The following is a 16,424-nucleotide window of genomic DNA, read 5'->3' as shown; positions in this document are numbered from 1 at the left end:
GCGGGGCCGGTGCCTGTGCGACCGGACCGGCGAGCGGCGGGAGTTGCCTCATGGGGTTCACCACGGGCCGATGACCGGATCGCCGTCGTGGTTCCACCGCGCCGGGCGGGTGCCGAGCGCCGTCCTCGACGTCCTGCCCTCCCGCGTGAACCGGCTCTTCCGACGCGGCCGGGCAGCCGGCCTGCGGACGGGGAAGACCGTGCTGGCCGCCATGATCGCGTTCGCGGTGGCCGACGCGTTGAACACCAGCGACTCCCCGGTACTCGCACCGCTGACCGCGCTGCTGGTCGTCCAGCTGAGCATGTACGAGACGTTCACGGCCGGATGGGAGCGCATCGTCAGTGTCGTGTCCGGCGTGCTGGTCGCCTATCTGTTCGCGCTGGTGACGGGGCTGACCTGGTGGAGCCTGGGCCTGGTCGTGGCGATCTCCCTGGTGGCGGGGAGGCTGCTGCGGCTCGGGGACCACCTCATGGAGGTGCCGATCAGCGCGATGCTCATCCTGGCGGTGGGTGGGGTCGGGACCGTGGCCGCAGCCGAGGGCCGCGTCGTGGAGACCCTGGTCGGGGCGGTCGTCGCCGTGCTGGTCAACCTGCTGATCGCCCCACCGCTCTACGTCCAGCCCGCGAGCGAGGCCATCGCCGAACTGACCCAGCGCATGGCCATGTTCAGCAGGTCGCTGGCGGAGGCCGTCTGCGGCGAGTGGTCGAGGCAGACGGCGCTCGCCCAGCTGGCCGAGGCGCGGTTGCTCGGTGAGGAGGTGGCCCGGGCCGACCGGAACCTGGCACGGACCGAGGAGAGCGCCCGGCTGAACCCCCGTGGCCGCGTCGCCCGGGAGGCGCGGCCCCGTCTGAGGGGCACGCTCACGGCGCTCGAGCACGTCCAGGTGGTGCTGCGCGACCTCGCTCGAACGCTCCTGGACCGCACCTTCTTCGTGCCCGAGGAGGAGGCGGCAGCGGCCTACTCCCCCGAGGCCCGGGCGGCCCTCGCCCACGTCCTCGACGCGTTGTCCACTGCCCTCGATGACACCGGTGCGGTCGTCTGCAGAGGAGAGGTGACCGAGGTCGCAGCCGGCCGCATCGAGAAGCATCTGGAGGCGCTGGAGACCTGGCGCAACAAGTTGAGCGCCCTGCTCCTGGTCGACCCGCAGGCCGACCCCGCCGCATGGGTGCAGCACGGCGCGCTCCTGACGGCCATCGACCGACTGCGTGTGGAGCTCGACACCGCCCTCCATCCGTCGCTGGCCCCCTGGCGCCCGGCGCCGCTCGCCGCCCGTCCGCGCCAGGCGGTGCGCCAGGCCCTCACGACTGCGACGCGCAAGCCGGCCCGGACAGCGGTCGCCGGACGACGGACGAGGACAGCGCCCGGCGGCACCGCCGTCGTGCCGGCTGAGAGCGACGAGCACCGTCAGGAGTGATGGGGCGCTCGCCGGCCGATCGTCGAACTCGGGGAGGTCCGCAGCTCAGCGGGCCGATGCCACAGCGGCCGATCCGTCGGCACCGCGGCGCGCTGGTGCCTGCAGGCCTAGGTCACGTCCACGCGCACTTCGATGCAGGCCGACGGCGTCTCGGGGTCGTCGTCGTCGACGACGGCCAGCAGATGCACCTCCCCGTCGCGGAGACCCCGCAGAGCCAGCCCCTCCACCTTGTGCACGTGTCCGCCGACCTCCGGGATCGGGGCCAGGTCCAGGACCTCGTCGCCGTCCAGCAGGGCCAGCGCGGTGGCGACCACGGGACCGTCGTCGACGGCGTTGGGGCTGTCCTCCGCGGCGGCGCTGAGCAGCACTCGCCCGTCGCGCAGCGCGATCGCGTCGGTCACCGCCAGTCCGACGCCCTCGACCGCACCGAGCTCGTAGACCCGCGGCTCCGCCACCGGGACCGATGATGCGGGCGCCCGGCCGAGAAGGGCGGCGACCAGTCCCGCCACGGGCACGTCCACGCTGCCCGACGACACACCGGCGGCGAGGTTGCCGCGGTTGAACCACCGCACCGTGTCGCCGTGCCGGCTCGCGCCCTCCAGGTTGAGGTGGTCCATCGGCAGGCCCAGCCGGTGGGCGACGAGCTCGTAGAGAGGTTCGAGACCTCCGTGCTGGACGACGGGCTCGCCGTCCTCGAGCCGCACCAGCACACCCCGCATGCGCCGGGCCGTGGAGCCGGACCCGAGGAGCACGACGGCCGGCTCCCCGTCGACCTCGGCCGGGCACGCGACCTCGAGATCGGGCTTGAGGCGCTTGGTCCCCGCGGCCTCGCTGAAGCGGTCGAATCCTTCGACTGGCGGAAGCACACGGACCGGTGTGACGTGGTCCCCGTGCAGCCAGGCCGCGAAGGTGGCGTCGTCCTGCGCGACCAGCCACCCGACTCCGAGCGGCGCGATGCCGGACGCCGCGGTCACCGGCGTCCCGTCGTCGAAGTGCAGCGCCCTGACGTCGTCCACGTGGATTCGCATCGGCTCGCTGTTCCCTCGGAGGGCACAGCTCACGCGTCCGGCAGTTCCCTCTGCCGCCCCCGCGGGACATGCTGCGCCGATGGGCATCTACGGCCGTCATGTGCGGCCCCGGCTCCACAAGCTCGTACTGAACGACCGCCTCACCGGTGAGGTCCGGGCACGCGTGTGCGCCGGGCTGACCGGGGACGTGCTGGAGATCGGCTACGGCGCGGGGCTGAACCAGCCGTACCTGCCGCCGGAGGTCACCGGGGTGTGGGCGGTCGAGCCGTCGGCCACGGCGCTGCGGCTCTCGCAGGAGCGACGGGACGCGTCGCCGATCCCGGTGGTCGTGGCCGGGGACGACGCTCAGGCGTTGCCGTTCCCGGACGACCGCTTCGACGCTGCGCTGTGCACCTGGGTCCTGTGCGGCGTACCGGACGCCGGCACCGCCCTCGCGGAGGTGGCGCGGGTGCTCCGGCCCGGTGGGAGCCTGCACTTCGTGGAGCACGGCCTGGCCCCGGATGCCGACGTCGTCCGCCGGCAGCGGCGGGGGAACCGGATCAACCGGGCGGTGGCCGGCTGCGTGCTGGACAACGACGTGGCCGGCTTCCTCGCCACCTCGCCGCTGACCGTCACCCGGATGAAGAGCTGGTACGAGCCGCGGGCACCGAGGGTGTCGGGCTACATGTACGAGGGCCGGGCCACCGCATGACACCGGGGCGCCACCTCACCCGTCCGGATGGGTGATACCGGCCGCGGCTGAGGACGGGCCACGGCCGTCCGAACACCCGGACATGACGAGCTCCGCTTCCCCGGGCATGTGGCTCCCGGCCGCCATCGCCCGCGCCGCTGTCGTCAGCCCTCCCGCCGAACAGCGGGTGCCCTCCGGAGGGCGGCACAGCGCAGGCGAGACAGAGACGCAGACGGCGATGACCGAGGACCTGGGCCGCCACGGCCGGCACGCCGAGCCGGAGTGGAGTCGTCAGATGTTCGACTCGGTGCGCGACGAGGATCCGTTCGCCTGGCTGGGCTTCGCCGACGCCGGGTGACCTCAGCGGGCGCCGAGCACCTCGGCGAGGACCGGCACCAGGGCGGCGAACGCCTGCCCCCGGTGGCTGCGCGCGTCCTTCTCCTCCGGCGAGAGTTCCGCCGAGGTGACCTGGAGTCCCTCGGGCACGAAGACCGGGTCGTAGCCGAAGCCGTTCGTGCCGCGCTTCTCCCGCACCAGCCGCCCACGCCACTGGCGTTCGATCACCCGCTCCGCACCGTCGGGGGTGACGAGGGCGGCGGCGCAGACGAATGCGGCGCCCCGCCGCTCGTCGGGGACGTCGGCGACCTGCCCGAGCAGCAGCGCGGTGTTCGCCTCGTCGTCGCCGTGCCGGCCGGACCAGCGGGCGGACAGCACGCCGGGCATGCCGTTGAGCGCGTCGACGGTCAGGCCCGAGTCGTCCGCGACCGCCGGCAGCCCGGTGTACCGGACCGCCTCCCGGGCCTTGAGCAGGGCGTTCTCCGCGAAGGTGGCCCCGGTCTCCGGCGCCTCCGGGTAGTCGGGCACGTCCCGGAGGCCGACGACCTGGACCCCGGGAACGGCGGTCTCCAGCAGTCGCCGCAGCTCGGCGAGCTTGCCCGCGTTCCGGGTCGCCAGGAGGAGCCGCGTGCTCATCGCGCGAGCGCGTCGGCCTGCAGCCGGCTCAGCTGGCCGCACCCGGCCACCGCGAGATCGAGCAGCGCGTCGAGGGTCTTCCGATCGAAAACCGCGCCCTCCGCGGTGCCCTGCACCTCCACGAAGTTCCCGTCCCCGGTGCAGACGACGTTCATGTCGGTGCCGGCGCGCACGTCCTCCTCGTAGGCGAGGTCGAGGCGCGGCTCGCCGTCGATGACGCCGACGCTCACCGCCGCCACGGACTGCACGATCGCCTTGGGGCGGGCCAGCTTCTTCCGCTCCCCCAGCCACGACACGGCGTCGGCCAGGGCGACGTAGGCGCCGGTGATGGCCGCGGTCCGGGTGCCGCCGTCGGCCTGCAGGACGTCGCAGTCGATGGCGATGCTGTTCTCGCCCAGCGCTGCCAGGTCGATCGAGGCGCGCAGGGAGCGGCCGATGAGCCGGCTGATCTCGTGGGTGCGTCCGCCGATGCGGCCCTTGACCGACTCCCGGTCGCTGCGGGTGTGCGTGGCCCGCGGCAGCATCGAGTACTCGGCGGTCACCCAGCCCAGGCCGGAGCCCTTGCGCCAGCGGGGCACACCCTCGGTGACGCTGGCCGCGCAGAGCACCCGGGTGCGGCCGAACTCGACGAGCACGGAGCCTTCCGCGTGGTCGAGCCAGTTACGGGTGATGGTCACCGGACGGAGCTGGTCGGCCGCACGGCCGTCGGGGCGGGTCACGGGAACCGAGCGTAGTTGGCACGATCTCCCGGCCGGCCGCCGTGCACGCATCGGGCCCCGCCGCCACGATCGACCGCATGCGATCGGAGCTGCGTGCCGTCCGGACCGGCGGCGTCCCCGTGGTGGTGGACCTGACCGACGAGTGCGCGGACTTCGTGAAACAGGAGACCGACGGGCTGCTGCACGTCTTCGTTCCGCACGCGACCGCCGGCATCGCCATCCTGGAGACCGGCTCGGGAAGTGACGACGACCTGCTCGCCCAGCTCGACGAGCTCCTGCCCCGGGACGACCGCTGGCGGCACCGGCACGGCAGCGCGGGGCACGGGCGCGACCACGTGCTGCCGGCGTTCGTGCCGCCGCACGCCACGGTGCCGGTGCTCGAGGGGCTGATGCAGCTGGGCACCTGGCAGCGGATCTGCCTGGTCGACACCAACGTCGACAACCACACCCGCCACGTCCGGTTCTCGTTCCTCGCGGGCTGACGGCGAGAAGTGCTCCCCCACTGCCGTCCGGTCAGCCGCACACGGCAGGATGCGGTCATGACCGAGACCGACAGCGGCACCGCCACGGCGCCCGTGCGCCTGTCCCCCGGCGACCCGGCGCCGGGCTTCACGCTCCCCGACGCCGACGGCAACCCGGTGTCGTTGGCCGACTACCGCGGCCGCCGGGTGATCGTCTACTGCTACCCGGCGGCGCTGACCCCGGGCTGCACGACCCAGGCCGTCGACTTCACCGCGTCCGCCGGAGATCTCGCCCAGGCCGGCCTGGACATCATCGGCATCTCTCCCGACGAGCCCGACAAGCTGCTGCGGTTCCGGGACGAGGAGCAGCTGGGCATCACGCTCGTCTCCGATCCGGACAAGTCGGTCCTGCGGGCCTACGGCGCGTACGGGCCGAAGAAGCTGTACGGCAAGGAGGTCGTCGGCGTGATCCGGTCGACCTTCATCGTCGACGCCGAGGGCCGCATCGAGCGCGCCTCCTACAACGTCAAGGCGACCGGCCACGTCGCCAAGCTGATGCGCGACCTCGGGATCAACTGACCGGGTCCGTGGTGCGCCGCCGCGCCGCGCACCACGGCCCGTCCCGGGCACGCACGGCGGGGCTCCGACTCCGACGGCTCACGCCTGCCAGGTGCCCGGCCGCGGCTGGCACTCCGGCCCGCACGGGTAGTCCTCGTCCCACGGGAAGACGGCTCCGGTGTGCGCCCAGGTGAGCTGATAGGCGGGCACGGAGTACTCCGCCGGCCGCTCGTAGAAGCGATTCGCGCCCAGCACCACGTCACCGGGGTTCGGCAGGTGCTCCAAGACCAGCCGGCCGTCCCACTCCGGCCACGTCAGCAGCTCACCGATCAGCAGGTCGCGGCCGTCGGCCACCATGCCGGCGACCCGGCCGAGGATGCCGTGGGTGGTCTCGGCGCTGAGGCCGACCACGACCAGCTCCGGGTGCCCGAGCCCGTAGAGCCCGATCGTGTAGCCGAACGCCGGCTCACCGGGCCCCTCCCCTGCACCGACGTACTGCACCGCACACCGGTGGGCCCTGATGGTCCGGGCGAGGTGGGCGTCTTCCTGGTCCAGCCAGGCGAGGGTGCGCGGGTCGCTCGTCATGCGGAACAGCGTGCGCCGGAGGACCGACACGGCCGGCGTCCACGCATGGGTCTGTGGACAGCGGCGCGACCGGTGGATCAGTCGCCGCCCGCGGCGTCCCGCTCGGCCCGCTTTCGCCGTTTGCCCTCGTGCATGGCCTGCACCCGGGCGACCGGGATGGTGTGTCCCTCCGCGATCAGCTCCGCCGGCAACCGCTGCGGCTCCGGCAGGAGAGCCGCCCAGGGATCGCCCGTGCCGAGGGCGTCCGCTGCCGTCGTCACGGTGATGTCGCCGGGACGCACCTCGGCCAGCTCCGTCCAGCTCACCGGTGCCGACACCGGCAGCCCCGGGCGGATGCGCGGGCTGTAAACGGCCACGATCGTCCCCTGCCCGGCCCGGGTGGAGTCGAGGAAGACCCGCCCGTGCCGGTCCTCCTTGATGTACGCGGTGGTGGCCAGCTCGGGGTCCAGCCGCTCGGCGCGGGCGGCCAGCGCGCGGGTCGCTGCCGCGGCGTCCTCGGGGCCGGCGCCCCGCACCGGGACGACGACGTGCACGCCCTTGGATCCGCTGGTCTTCACCGCCCCCGCCAGGCCGAGGTCGTCCAGAGCGTGCCGCACCAGCTGGGCAGCCTGCACGACGACGGCGAAGTCGGTGTCCTCGGGCGGATCGAGGTCGAGCACGATGCCGGTGGGCTGGTCCTCCCCGGCGCGGACGAACGGGACGTGGAACTCGACCGCCCGTTGGTTGGCCAGCCACAGCAGCGTCCGCCGGTCGTCGCACAGGACCTGATGCACCTCCCGGTTGGCGCCCCATGACCAGACCGCGACCGTGCGGACCCAGTCCGGCGCGCCCTTGGAGACGTTGCGCTGCATGAACGGCGGCTGCCCGGGTCGCACCCGCTTGATCGACAGCGGCCGGCCGGCGAGCTGGGGCACCAGCCGGTCGGCGACGGCGTCCAGGTAGTCGACGAGCTCGCCCTTGGTCACCCCGAGGGCGTCCCCCAGCGGCCGGTCGAGGCTGGTCAGCCGGACGCCGTCCCGCTCCTCCTCGGCCATGCGCGCGTCCTCAGATCTCGTAGGTCGCGCCGTGGCGGACGAGCTCGGTCTCCGAGAAGACCGCGCTGGCCGCGAACAGCTGCCCGATCTCGTCGACCCAGGCCGGCACGTGGGTGAGCAGCAGCCGTCCGACACCCGCCGCGTCGGCGTGCTCCCCCGCCTCCCGGCCGGTCAGGTGCAGCCCCGGGGGAATGCCGGGGCCTGGCGGGTGCGCGGCCTCGGCCAGCAGCACGTCGGCACCTCGGGCGAGCTCGACGACGCGCTCGCACGGCCCGGTGTCACCGGTGTAGACCAGGGACCGGCCACCCGCGGTCAGCCGCACGGCGTGACACTCCACCGGGTGGGCGGTGCGCGCGGTCTCCACGTCGAACGGGCCGATCCGGTACTTCCCGGGCGTGACGACCGCGAAATCGAAGACGTCGGTCAGCGTCGCACCGTCGCCGTCGTAGGCCAGGGCCAGCCGTCGGTCGGCACCGGACGGGGCGAACAGCGGCACCTTCCGACCCGACGACAGCCCCGAGTAACGGTGCCAGACCACGAACGGGACGACGTCGAGGCAGTGGTCGCCGTGCAGATGGGACAGGAAGATCGCGTCGATCCTCGCCGGGTCGGTCAGTCCGAGCAGCGAGCCGAACGCTCCGCTGCCCAGGTCGAGGAGCAGCCGGAAGCCGTCATGTTCGACCAGGTAGCAGGAGGCCGGGGACTTCGGGCCCGGAGCGCTGCCCGAGCACCCGACGACGGTGAGCTTCACGCAGCGCCCACCTGAGCAGCGCAGAGCGCGTCCATCACCGGCCGGTCGACGGTGCTCCCACCGACGCCCGGGCCGACGTTGCTGATCGGCGCCTCTGCTCCGCGCCCCCCCGTCGTCCTCATGTCGCGCGCCAGGCTAACCGTCGGTGCTGACGCCCCGCAGGACGAGTGGCCACAGACCCCCGCGCCGCGCCTTCCGCACGTCGAGGGCCCCCTCCGGGTTCGCCTGATCGGCGTCCGGTGCTGACCTGGGCGGCACGTCGCCGCCCCCCTCGGCGCAGCACGCACATGCCGCCGCGGTCCCAGCTTGCCGCCGGAGCCCCGGGCGCGAGCCCCGGAACGCAGCGGTCCCCGCCTCGCCGGGTGGCGAGGCGGGGACCGGTGTCAGAGCCCCGGGAGCCGAGGCACCGATGTGCCCCGAGCACCCTCACCAGAAGCCGAAGAGGCGGGTTCGGAGAGGGCCTTCCACGGGTGCCGACGGTGAAGGTCAGCCAGACATTCGGCTGCGGAGCAGCTGCTTGCCCTGCTCACCACCCTTGCGGCTCTCCGTCTGGGCGCGACGGAAGAGTTCGGCCAGTTCGCTGTCCCCATCGCGCTCGGCGTCCTGGATGTAGGTCTCCAGGCGCAATGCGTTGCTGAGGCAGGTCTCGGTGAACCAGAGAAGGTTGTAGTCCTTGTCCTTGGTGCCGGTGACGTTGCCCGTTTCGCCGGTGGTGGTCATGCGGCTGCTCCTCGCTGACGACGGTGACCTGTGCGCCGGTGCTCCGGCGACCCAGGAACCGCCCCGTGCGCACCGGCGCCGGTCAGTCCAGCGCATCCGGGCGACGCACGCCAGACCGTTGCGCCCGGACCTGGCCGCAGGACCCCCGTCAGGCCCAGAGCTGGCCCTCCAGGGAGGAGGTGGCCTCCTCCAGGGAACCGCCGTAGGCGCCGGTGGAGAGGTACTTCCAGCCGCCGTCGCACACGATGAACACGATGTCGGCGTGCCGGCCGGCGGCGACCTCCTTGTCGGCGATGCCGAGCGCGGCGTGCAGGATCGCGCCCGTCGAGATCCCGGCGAAGATGCCCTCGCGCTCCACGAGCTGGCGGGTGCGGTGGATGGCGTCCTCGGGCCCCACCGAGAAGCGGGAGTCCAGCAGCGAGGGGTCGTAGAGCTCGGGGATGAATCCCTCGTCGATGTTGCGGAGCCCGTAGACGAGTTCGCCGTAGCGCGGCTCCGCCGCGATGACCTGCACTCCGGGCTTCTGCTCGCGCAGGTAGCGCGAGACGCCCATGAGCGTGCCCGTCGTCCCCAGCCCGGCGACGAAGTGCGTGATCGACGGCAGGTCCGCGAGGATCTCAGGGCCGGTGCCGTCGTAGTGCGCCTGGGCGTTGGCCGGGTTGCCGTACTGGTACAGCATCACCCAGTCCTCGTGCTCTGCCGCGAGCCCCTTGGCGACGGCGACGGCCTGGTTCGACCCCCCCGCCGCCGGCGAGAAGATGATCCGCGCGCCGAACATCTCCAGAAGTTGGCGCCGCTCGACGGAGGTGTTCTCCGGCATGACGCAGACCAGCTTGTAGCCGCGCTGCTTGGCGACCATGGCCAGCGAGATGCCGGTGTTGCCGCTGGTCGGCTCCAGGATCGTGGCGCCGGGGTGGAGTGAGCCGTCCTTCTCCGCCGCCTCGATCATCGCGATGGCCGCGCGGTCCTTGATCGACCCGGTGGGGTTGTGGTCCTCGAGCTTCGCCCACAGCCGGACGTCGAGGGTCGGCGACAGGTTGGGCAGCCCCACGAGCGGGGTGCCGCCGAGCGAGTCGACGAGGGAGGCGAAGCGGGCCATCAGAGCTCCTCCGGGACGGGGACGAGGATCGGTGGGGCTCAGCAGCCGCCGGCGACCGCCGGGAGGATCGTGACCGAGTCGCCGTCCTTGACCTCGGTGTCCAGCGCACCGGTGAAGCGGACGTCCTCGTCGTTGACGTACACGTTCACGAAGCGGTGCAGCTTGCCCTCCTCGGTGACGAGGCGGTTCTTCAGGCCCGGGTGCTTGCTGTCCAGGTCGTCGACGAGCGCGCCGAGCGTGGCGCCGCTGCCCTCGACGGTCTTGTTGCCGCCGGTGTGGGTGCGCAGGATGGTCGGGATCCGGACCTCGATGGCCATGGCGTGTCTCTCCTCGCGAACTGGGATGTCAAGGGCGCTGCGCAGGCAGCGATCGTGCGTCTGAGCGGGCCAACGCCCGGTCGCCGTCGGGGATTCCGGACGGCGGGTGGCCCTCCTGCAGGGTCCGCCGCTGGCTCCGTCCGGAGGCTCGCCCCGAGCGTGCGAGGGGTGAGAGGGACGGGGTCCTTCCACGGTGGGAGCAGGAGGGTCCTTCTTCAGTCGTAGACGACGGTGGTCGGCGAGTGCCCGAAGAGGTAGGACTCGACGACCTCGACCTCTTCCTCGCTCACCTCTCCGCCGACGATGCGGAAGCTGCGGAACTCGACCTCGTCGTCCACCAGGCCGGTCTCGTGCCCGTGGTGGCGCGTCGACACGAGCACGTAGTGGGTGCGGGGGTCGGCGGCGGGACCGGAGGCGTAGCCGACGTCGGTCCGCGAAGGGTAGGCCTCGGTGGCGGTGTGCGAGTGGTACACGACGACCGGCCATTCGTCCCGGTCGTCCATCTCCCGGTACAGCCGCAGCAGGTCACCGGAGTCGAACTCGTAGAACGTGGGCGACCGCGCCGCGTTGAGCATCGGGATGAACCGCTCGGGCCGGTCGCTGCCCTCGGGACCAGCGACGACGCCACAGGCCTCGTCCGGATGGTCCTTCCGGGCGTGAGCCACGATGGCGTCGTAGGTCGCGCGGTCGATGCGCAGCACACCGGCAGTCTAGGTGGCGCTGTCCGGCGCCTCGGTCCGCGCCCCCGAGCGGCATCGGGTGGCGGTCAGATGGCCACACCGAACCCGATACGGTCCGTAACGTGCTGGTGGAGCTTCTCGTCGCGGCGGCGGTGATGCTGTTCCCCGTCCCCGCGCTGGTCCTGGGCGTACGCGGCCTGCCGAAGCGTCCCGGTTACAGCCCCGACGAGCCGGCCGACCGGGCGTCCTACATCCTGGTCGTCGCCCTCCGCACGCTCGCCCTGGTGCTGGTCCTCGCGCTCTCGGTCGTCGTCCTCGTCTCGACCGTGGGGGCAGCCGTCGTCGGGGTCCCGCTGCACGGGATGGTGTACGTCTTCTTCGGTCTCGACGTGCTGCTGGCACTGCTCATCGTGTTCAGCTTCGGGCGGCGCGTCCGGCGACCAGTGCGTCGACGAGTGACCCCTGCAGCGCGGTGAGCCAGTAGTAGACCGCCAGCTGCTGGTCCTCCTCGCCGGTGATCTCCTCCGGCGGTTCGGTGTCCTCGCCGATGTCGAGCCGGGTACCCAACGCCAGCCGCAGGTCGTTGGTACTGCGCAGCCAGGCCGCCGCCTGGTCGGAGTCCAGCCGTACCTCTCCCCCGCCGTCGGGCAGGGTGGCGCGCACCGTCGCGAGATCCTCGGCCTTGCCGCTGCGCAGCGAGGCCTCGGTCAGCTTTCGGTAGTCCGCGGCCAGCTCGGGATCGCCGCGGTGTCCGTCCGGGATCAGCCGCACGAGCACCGGGTCGTCACCCACGTCGTCGGCGTCGGCCGCCAGCAGCTGCTCCAGCTGGTCCAGGAGCAGACCGACGATGCTCGCCTCTGCCGGTTCCAGGCGCGCGACGATGTCGCCCCCACGGCTGGATCGGAACGGCTTCATGCCACCTCCTCGCCGGTGCTCGCCGGCGGCATCGCCCACGCGTGAGCTCGCACGCTCAGGTGTCCCGCTGGAAGCTGGCCCACAGCCCGTAGGCGTGCAGCCGGCTGGTGTCGTGTTCCATCCGCTCCCGTGGACCGGAGCTGACGATCGCCTTGCCCTCGTGGTGGACCTGCAGCATCAGCGCCGTGGCCGTGGGCTCGTCGTAGCCGAACAGGTCCTGCAGCACGAAGGTCACGTAGGTCATCAGGTTGACCGGGTCGTTCCACACGATCGTCACCCACGGACGGTCGAGGTCGCCGAGTTCCTCTTCCGTCTGCTCGGGAGTCCGAGTCGGAGCGAGCGGTCCGGCCACGGCTCCACCTTAGGACGCCGATCTGCCCCCGTGACCGGGCCCGCCTACGCTTCCCGATCATGGCTGCGGACACCGGGCACGCTCCCCCACCGGCCCCAGGGCTGTTCACCGATCGCTACGAGCTCACGATGGTCGCCGCCGCCCTCGCCGACGGCACCGCCGATCGCGACTGCGTCTTCGAGGTGTTCGCCCGCCGCCTGCCCTTCGGCCGCCGGTACGGCGTCCTCGCCGGCACGGGCCGGCTGCTGGAGGCGCTGCCGCACTTCCGGTTCGGGGACACCGAGCTGACCGCCCTGCGCGAGCAGGGCCTGACCGACGAACGTCTCCTCGACTGGCTGGCCGGTTACCGGTTCTCGGGTGACATCGCGGGATACGCCGAGGGCGACCTGTACTTCCCCGGTTCACCGGTCCTCACCGTGCGCGCGCCGTTCGCGGAAGGCGTTCTCCTCGAGACCCTCGCCCTGTCGGTGCTCAACCACGACAGCGCCATCGCCTCGGCCGCCGCCCGCATGGTGGCCGCCGCCTGCGAGCGGCCGTGCATCGAGATGGGGTCACGGCGCACGCACGAGGAGGCCGCCGTCGCCGCGGCGCGTGCCGCGCACATGGTCGGGTTCGCGTCCAGCTCGAACCTGGAGGCCGGACGGCGCTACGGCGTCCCGACGACAGGGACCAGCGCACACGCCTTCACGCTGCTGCACGACGACGAACGCTCGGCCTTCCAGGCCCAGGTCGACACCCTCGGGCCCGGGACGACGCTGCTCGTGGACACCTACGACATCGACGACGGCATCCGGGCCGCGGTCGAGGTGGCCGGACCCGGGCTCGGCGCCATCCGCCTGGATTCCGGTGACCTGCCCACGCTGGCCACGCACGCCCGCGAGCTGCTCGACTCCCTCGGGGCCACCAGGACCCGGATCATCGTCACCAGCGACCTCGACGAGTACGCCATCTCCGGCCTCATGGCCGCCCCCGTCGACGGCTACGGCGTGGGCACCTCGCTGGTGACCGGATCGGGCGCACCGACCGCGGGGATGGTCTACAAGCTGGTCGAGCGCGACGGCGTGCCCGTGGCCAAGAAGTCGAAGGACAAGGTGTCGGTCGGCGGGCGGAAGCACGCCGTCCGCCGGCACGACGCCGACGGCATCGCAGTGGCCGAGGTGGTGAGCAGTGACCCCATCGCGCCCCGGGACGGCGACCGGGACCTCGTCGTCCCGCTGGTGCAGGCCGGCGTCGTCTGCGACGACGTGACGCCGGCGGAGGCACTGCGGCGGGCCCGGGCCCACCACGAGCAGGCACGGCGAGCACTTCCTCAGGAGGCCTGGGCACTGTCCCGCGGGGAATGCGCGTTGGAGACGGTGAACGTCTGATCGAGGAGGGGTCATGACACGGGCGCTGGTGGTCGTCGACGTGCAGAACGACTTCTGCGAGGGCGGGAGCCTCGCCGTCGCCGGTGGGGCGGCGGTGGCCGCGGCCGTCACCGAACACGTCCGGACGGCGGCCGGGGACTACGCCCACGTGGTCGCGACCCGGGATCACCACATCGATCCGGGGGGCCATTTCGCCGAACACCCGGACTTCCTGGAGACGTGGCCCGCGCACTGCGTGGTCGGCACGGAGGGCGTCGAGCTGCACCCGGCGCTGGACCGCGAGCCGATCGAGGCGGTCTTCGACAAGGGTGAGCACGCCGCCGCCTACTCCGGGTTCGAGGGCCGGGCCGGTGACGTGCCGCTGGCCGACTGGCTGCGCGAGCGCGGCGTGGACGCCGTCGACGTCGTCGGCATCGCGACCGACCACTGCGTCCGGGCGACGGCCCTGGACGCGGTCGGCAACGGCTTCGCGACCCGCGTGTTGCTGCACCTCACCGCCGGGGTGACCGACGGGACGACCGACGCCGCGATCGAGGAGCTGAAGATGGCCGGCGTCGAACTCCAGGGAGCGGTCCGCCAGGGCTGAGACCGGAGCTGTCACGCCGAGTGGGACCCGGAGGGTTCCGCGCAGGCGTGACTCAGCGGCTCCAGGCACCACGGGACGGCAATTGGCCGCGGTGTCGTCCGGAGGACGACAGATCACACCGCGGTGTCATCCGGAGGATGACGCGGGTATCGCGTCGAGGACCTCGTCCCTCGTGAAGCCGAGCACCTGCAGCACCGCGTCGAGATAGGGCTGGTTGAGCGCCGTGTGCGCCTGCTCGCGGACGAACGGCTTGGCGTTGAAGGCGATCCCCAGGCCCGCGGTGTTGAGCATGTCGAGATCGTTGGCTCCGTCGCCGACCGCGACAGTCTGCTCCAGCGGGATCCCGTACTGCTCGGCGAACCGGGCCAGCGCGCGGGCCTTGCCCGGCCGGTCGACGATGTCCCCCACCAGCCGACCGGTGAGCTCGCCGTCGACCACTTCGAGGGTGTTGGCGGCGGAGAAGTCCAGCCCGAGCGTCTCGGCCAGGGGATCGGTGATCTGGGTGAAGCCACCGCTGACGATGCCGCAGCGGAACCCCAGACGCTGGAGCGTGCGGATGAGGGTCCGCGCGCCGGGGGTGAGGACCAGCGCCTCGCGCACCTCGTCGAGGACCTCGGCGGGGAGGCCGGCGAGGACGGCGACGCGGGCCCGCAGCGACTCGGCGAAGTCCAGCTCGCCGTTCATCGCCGCCGCGGTGATGCGGGCGACCTCGGCGGCCCGGCCGGCCCGCGCGGCGAGCTCGTCGATGACCTCCCCACGGACGAGGGTGGAGTCGACGTCCAGGACGATCAGCCGCTTGCTGCGGCGGGCCAGGCCCACCTGCTCGACGGCGATGTCGGCGCCGGTGGCGGCGGCCACCGAGGCCAGCTCCGTGCGCAGCCGGGTCGCCTCGGCGCCCGAGACGGTGAGTTCGAAGCTGGTCACCGGATAGTCGGACAGCCGCCGGATGGCGTCGATGTTGCCGCCGATCCCCGCGATCGCCCGGGCGGCACCGGCGACGGCGTCCGGCGGGACCGGGCGGCCGAGCACGATCACGTGGTGCGGGCGGCCGACCGTGGACGCGCGGTGCGGCTCCGACGCGGACTCGACCTCGACGGTGACCCCCATGGCCGCGGAGACGTCGCCGGCCACCCCGGACAGGAAGCTCAGGAGCGCCGTCTCCTCGGCAGCCGGACCGTCGCCGCCGGCCCGCGCCCCGACGACGACCCCCAGGACGAGGTGTCCGTGCACGACCACCTGCTCCACGTCGAGCACCTCGACGGCGGGTGCGCCGTCGCCCGGGGCGGCGAGGGCGGAGAAGAGCCGCGCCGTCACCCCGGGCCGGTCGGCCCCGCTGACGGTCAGCAGGGCCCGGGGCGCCTCCGTCGGCGGAACCGTCGGGGGGCGGGGCGTCGGATCGAGCGGCACGCCGTCATCGTGCCGCACCGCTCCGGACCGCCCCCTCGCTGCCCCCGGGACGCCCGCCACGCGCAGCACCGCTCCCCGGGGGTTCGGGAAGCCCCGTGTGCGCAGGAGCGGGCTCCGGCCCGCGACGCGACACCGCCGACGACGGACGCCCCGCCGGCCGAGTAGGCCGACGGGGCGTCCGTGGAGTCGCGCGGGGCGCTCAGGTGGGGTCGGGGTCGTTCGGGCCCTGACGTGGGCCGGTACCGCCGACCAGCTCGCTGACGCCGCCGTACGGCTTGTGCCGCTTGCCGGCGTGGGCCTCGTCCTGGAGCCGCTTAAGGAGGTGCGGGTAGTGCGCCTCGAACGCCGGGCGCTCGGAGCGGATCTTGGGGATCTCGACGAAGTTGTGCCGCGGCGGCGGCGAGGAGGTCGCCCACTCCAGCGAGTTGCCGTGGCCCCAGGGGTCGTCACGCAGCGCCAGCTCGCCGTACTTCCACGACCGCACCACGTTGTAGAAGAACGGGATGGCGGACGCGCCGAGGATGAAGGACCCGATCGTGGACACCATGTTCAGCGCGGTGAACGAGTCGGTGGCCAGGTAGTCCACGTAGCGGCGCGGCATGCCCTCACCGCCGAGCCAGTGCTGCACCAGGAACGTGGTGTGGAAGCCGATGAAGGTCAGCCAGAAGTGCAGCTTGCCGATCCGCTCGTCCATCATCCGGCCACACATCTTGGGGAACCAGAAGTAGATGCCGGCGTAGGCGGCGAACACCACGGTGCCGAAGACGACGTAGTGGAAGTGGGCGACGA

Annotated in this window: 22 protein-coding genes; 8 read left to right on the top strand and 14 right to left on the bottom strand. The window is 72.7% G+C overall.

The features are described 5' to 3' along the window. Positions 1-70 precede the first annotated feature (70 nt). Entirely contained in the window at positions 71-1,414 is a 1,344-nt protein-coding gene (locus CHB94_RS13460) for an FUSC family protein (RefSeq protein ID WP_089337085.1), read from the top strand. A gap of 107 nt (positions 1,415-1,521) precedes the next feature. Here the strand turns inward: CHB94_RS13460 and CHB94_RS13455 are convergent, their stop codons facing one another. Continuing rightward, a complete protein-coding gene (locus CHB94_RS13455) occupies positions 1,522-2,442 on the bottom strand; it encodes a DUF6910 family protein (RefSeq protein WP_089337084.1) in 921 nt (306 codons plus the stop codon). Positions 2,443-2,521: 79 nt separating this feature from the next. Between CHB94_RS13455 and CHB94_RS13450 the strand changes: the two genes are divergently transcribed. After that, complete coding sequence (locus CHB94_RS13450; protein ID WP_089337083.1) at positions 2,522-3,133, top strand: class I SAM-dependent methyltransferase; 612 nt, start codon at positions 2,522-2,524, stop codon at positions 3,131-3,133. An 82-nt stretch (positions 3,134-3,215) separates the two neighbouring features. Then, on the top strand, positions 3,216-3,470 hold the full coding sequence (locus CHB94_RS13445) for a hypothetical protein (protein ID WP_141137493.1): 255 nt from the start codon (positions 3,216-3,218) through the stop codon (positions 3,468-3,470). 2 nt (positions 3,471-3,472) lie between these two features. Here CHB94_RS13445 and rdgB read toward each other — a convergent pair whose 3' ends face one another. Both rdgB and rph read right to left on the bottom strand, forming a co-directional pair. After that, positions 3,473-4,084 (bottom strand): RdgB/HAM1 family non-canonical purine NTP pyrophosphatase, encoded by a 612-nt coding sequence (gene rdgB, locus CHB94_RS13440; protein ID WP_089337081.1) that lies wholly within the window; start codon positions 4,082-4,084, stop codon positions 3,473-3,475. Further along, entirely contained in the window at positions 4,081-4,803 is a 723-nt protein-coding gene (gene rph / locus CHB94_RS13435; protein WP_089337080.1) for a ribonuclease PH, read from the bottom strand. The genes rdgB and rph overlap by 4 nt, the downstream gene beginning before the upstream one ends. A 77-nt stretch (positions 4,804-4,880) precedes the next feature. Here rph and CHB94_RS13430 point away from each other — a divergent pair, with 77 nt between their 5' ends. Further along, positions 4,881-5,285 carry a YjbQ family protein gene (locus CHB94_RS13430; RefSeq protein ID WP_089337171.1) on the top strand — a complete coding sequence of 135 codons (405 nt, stop codon included), beginning with the start codon at positions 4,881-4,883 and terminating at the stop codon, positions 5,283-5,285. A gap of 57 nt (positions 5,286-5,342) precedes the next feature. After that, positions 5,343-5,843, top strand: coding sequence for a thioredoxin-dependent thiol peroxidase (bcp, locus tag CHB94_RS13425; protein WP_089337079.1), 501 nt, complete (start codon positions 5,343-5,345; stop codon positions 5,841-5,843). 78 nt (positions 5,844-5,921) lie between these two features. Here the strand turns inward: bcp and CHB94_RS13420 are convergent, their stop codons facing one another. The 7 genes from CHB94_RS13420 to CHB94_RS13390 all read right to left on the bottom strand — a co-directional run bounded on the left by CHB94_RS13420 (position 5,922) and on the right by CHB94_RS13390 (position 11,029). Continuing rightward, on the bottom strand, positions 5,922-6,407 hold the full coding sequence (locus tag CHB94_RS13420; RefSeq protein ID WP_089337170.1) for a DUF4262 domain-containing protein: 486 nt from the start codon (positions 6,405-6,407) through the stop codon (positions 5,922-5,924). A 77-nt stretch (positions 6,408-6,484) separates the two neighbouring features. Further along, on the bottom strand, positions 6,485-7,441 hold the full coding sequence (locus tag CHB94_RS13415) for a DNA polymerase domain-containing protein (RefSeq protein WP_089337078.1): 957 nt from the start codon (positions 7,439-7,441) through the stop codon (positions 6,485-6,487). Positions 7,442-7,451: 10 nt separating this feature from the next. Next, entirely contained in the window at positions 7,452-8,192 is a 741-nt protein-coding gene (locus CHB94_RS13410; protein ID WP_089337077.1) for an MBL fold metallo-hydrolase, read from the bottom strand. Positions 8,193-8,678: 486 nt separating this feature from the next. Next, positions 8,679-8,912 carry a hypothetical protein gene (locus tag CHB94_RS13405; protein ID WP_089337076.1) on the bottom strand — a complete coding sequence of 78 codons (234 nt, stop codon included), beginning with the start codon at positions 8,910-8,912 and terminating at the stop codon, positions 8,679-8,681. A 148-nt stretch (positions 8,913-9,060) separates the two neighbouring features. After that, positions 9,061-10,011: a PLP-dependent cysteine synthase family protein gene (locus CHB94_RS13400; protein WP_089337075.1), complete on the bottom strand. Its 951-nt coding sequence runs from the start codon at positions 10,009-10,011 to the stop codon at positions 9,061-9,063. A 38-nt stretch (positions 10,012-10,049) separates the two neighbouring features. Next, complete coding sequence (locus tag CHB94_RS13395; protein ID WP_089337074.1) at positions 10,050-10,328, bottom strand: ubiquitin-like small modifier protein 1; 279 nt, start codon at positions 10,326-10,328, stop codon at positions 10,050-10,052. Positions 10,329-10,543: 215 nt separating this feature from the next. Next, entirely contained in the window at positions 10,544-11,029 is a 486-nt protein-coding gene (locus CHB94_RS13390) for a M67 family metallopeptidase (RefSeq protein ID WP_089337073.1), read from the bottom strand. A 101-nt stretch (positions 11,030-11,130) separates the two neighbouring features. Between CHB94_RS13390 and CHB94_RS13385 the strand changes: the two genes are divergently transcribed. Next, a complete protein-coding gene (locus CHB94_RS13385; protein WP_089337072.1) occupies positions 11,131-11,484 on the top strand; it encodes a hypothetical protein in 354 nt (117 codons plus the stop codon). Here CHB94_RS13385 and CHB94_RS13380 read toward each other — a convergent pair. Beyond that, positions 11,423-11,923: a DUF2017 family protein gene (locus CHB94_RS13380; RefSeq protein ID WP_089337071.1), complete on the bottom strand. Its 501-nt coding sequence runs from the start codon at positions 11,921-11,923 to the stop codon at positions 11,423-11,425. The genes CHB94_RS13385 and CHB94_RS13380 overlap by 62 nt on opposite strands. A 55-nt stretch (positions 11,924-11,978) precedes the next feature. Beyond that, the gene (gene clpS, locus CHB94_RS13375) at positions 11,979-12,275 is read right to left on the bottom strand and encodes an ATP-dependent Clp protease adapter ClpS (protein ID WP_089337070.1); all 297 of its coding nucleotides are present in this window, start codon (positions 12,273-12,275) and stop codon (positions 11,979-11,981) included. Positions 12,276-12,334: 59 nt separating this feature from the next. Here clpS and CHB94_RS13370 point away from each other — a divergent pair, with 59 nt between their 5' ends. Together CHB94_RS13370 and CHB94_RS13365 are read left to right on the top strand one after the other, a co-directional pair. After that, a complete protein-coding gene (locus CHB94_RS13370) occupies positions 12,335-13,642 on the top strand; it encodes a nicotinate phosphoribosyltransferase (protein ID WP_089337069.1) in 1,308 nt (435 codons plus the stop codon). Between the two features lie 13 nt (positions 13,643-13,655). Beyond that, positions 13,656-14,228, top strand: a complete 573-nt coding sequence (locus tag CHB94_RS13365; RefSeq protein WP_089337068.1) for an isochorismatase family protein — start codon at positions 13,656-13,658, stop codon at positions 14,226-14,228. A 126-nt stretch (positions 14,229-14,354) separates the two neighbouring features. Here the strand turns inward: CHB94_RS13365 and serB are convergent, their stop codons facing one another. Next, positions 14,355-15,635 (bottom strand): phosphoserine phosphatase SerB, encoded by a 1,281-nt coding sequence (gene serB, locus CHB94_RS13360; protein WP_089337169.1) that lies wholly within the window; start codon positions 15,633-15,635, stop codon positions 14,355-14,357. A gap of 199 nt (positions 15,636-15,834) precedes the next feature. Continuing rightward, positions 15,835-16,424 (bottom strand): cbb3-type cytochrome c oxidase subunit I (locus tag CHB94_RS13355; protein ID WP_176445552.1); only part of this gene is annotated, 590 nt, incomplete at its 5' end.

Source organism: Blastococcus mobilis (genome assembly GCF_900188025.1).
GTDB classification, from domain to species: Bacteria; Actinomycetota; Actinomycetes; order Mycobacteriales; family Geodermatophilaceae; genus Blastococcus_B; species Blastococcus_B mobilis.
This window is presented reverse-complemented; position numbering and strand designations above follow the sequence as displayed.